Genomic DNA, 1,238 nt, shown 5'->3' on the forward strand with positions numbered 1-1,238 from the left:
AAGGGTCTATTCATGGCTAAGGCTAAATTTGAACGAGTAAAACCGCACGTAAACGTAGGCACCATTGGTCACGTTGACCACGGTAAAACTACCTTAACTGCAGCAATCACCAACGTACTGGCTAAGACATACGGCGGTCAGGCATTTGCATTCGACCAGATTGACAAAGCGCCAGAAGAAAAAGCACGTGGTATCACAATCAACACGTCACACGTTGAATATGACACGCCAACACGTCACTACGCACACGTAGACTGCCCAGGCCACGCTGACTATGTTAAAAACATGATCACTGGTGCTGCTCAGATGGACGGCGCGATTCTGGTAGTAGCGGCGACAGACGGCCCGATGCCACAAACACGTGAGCACATCCTGTTGTCACGTCAGGTAGGCGTACCTTACATCATCGTGTTCATGAACAAGTGTGACATGGTAGATGACGAAGAGCTGTTAGAGCTGGTAGAAATGGAAGTGCGTGAGCTTCTTTCAGACTACGACTTCCCGGGTGATGACTTACCAGTAATTCGTGGTTCAGCGCTGAAAGGCCTGGAAGGCGATGCAGAGTGGGAAAAGAAAATCATCGAGTTGGGTGAAGCGTTAGATACGTACATCCCAGAGCCGGTACGTGCTATTGATAAGCCGTTCATCATGCCAATTGAAGACGTATTCTCAATTGCTGGTCGTGGTACTGTAGTAACAGGCCGTGTAGAGCAGGGTATTGTAAAAGTTGGTGAGACAGTAGAAATCGTAGGTATCAAAGACACTGTAGCGACGACGTGTACAGGTGTTGAGATGTTCCGTAAGCTGTTAGACGAAGGTCGTGCAGGCGAGAACATTGGTGCGTTGTTACGTGGTACTAAGCGTGAAGACGTAGAACGTGGTCAGGTACTTGCTAAGCCAGGTTCAATCAAGCCACACACTAAGTTCGAAGGCGAAGTGTACGTATTGTCAAAAGAAGAAGGTGGTCGTCATACACCATTCTTCAAAGGCTACCGTCCACAGTTCTACTTCCGTACCACAGACGTAACTGGCGCAGTTGAATTGCCAGAAGGCGTAGAGATGGTAATGCCAGGCGACAACCTGAAGTTTGTTGTTGAACTGATTTGCCCAATCGCGATGGACGAAGGTTTACGCTTCGCAATCCGTGAAGGCGGCCGTACAGTTGGTGCTGGTGTAGTATCAAAAATCATCGCTTAATTAAGTGATTGATGAAAAAAGGCTCCGTTGGGGCCTTTTTT

1 protein-coding gene is annotated in these 1,238 nt (G+C 48.2%); it reads left to right on the forward strand.

Annotated features, from left to right (window positions below):
• Positions 1-12 precede the first annotated feature (12 nt).
• Positions 13-1,197, forward strand: coding sequence for an elongation factor Tu (tuf, locus tag H595_RS0119710; RefSeq protein ID WP_027672141.1), 1,185 nt, complete (start codon positions 13-15; stop codon positions 1,195-1,197).
• Positions 1,198-1,238: the final 41 nt, after the last annotated feature.

This window comes from Rheinheimera baltica DSM 14885 (genome assembly GCF_000425345.1).
Lineage (GTDB): Bacteria > Pseudomonadota > Gammaproteobacteria > Enterobacterales > Alteromonadaceae > Alishewanella > Alishewanella baltica.